Below are 352 nucleotides of genomic sequence, written 5' to 3'. Positions count from 1 at the left end.
GTGATATTCAGTCGCTGGGGTGATCGTTTTAATACCAGATTGATGCTGATATCGATCATATTAATGCTGATATCTATGCTGGTGCTATTGTTTGCCGTGACCTCCATCTGGGCGCTGAGTTTCATTGCGTTACTGTGGGGCGCGGCGCTGATGCTGCTGATTATCTCCATGCAAGCCAAAGTCATCATGGTCGATGTCACGGCGCAAGACATGCTGATGTCGATGTTCTCAGGGATTATTAATTTAGGCATTGGCGCCGGTGCACTGTTTGGTGGTTATGCCGTAACGCATATTTCTATATCAAGTGTCGGCTATGTTGGCGCGGCTATCGCCAGTGTGTCGCTGCTCTTGA

1 pseudogene is annotated in these 352 nt (G+C 48.6%); it reads left to right on the top strand.

The annotated features are described in order from the left end of the window. Nucleotides 1–42: 42 nt before the first annotated feature. Nucleotides 43–352 (top strand): annotated as a pseudogene (locus AAEZ05_RS27960) (sugar transporter); the annotation flags it as partial.

The organism is Pseudomonas sp. HY13-MNA-CIBAN-0226, from assembly GCF_040310305.1.
Lineage (GTDB): Bacteria > Pseudomonadota > Gammaproteobacteria > Pseudomonadales > Pseudomonadaceae > Aquipseudomonas > Aquipseudomonas gregormendelii.
The sequence above is the reverse complement of the archived record's forward strand: the minus strand, read 5'-3'. Positions and strand labels throughout refer to the sequence as shown.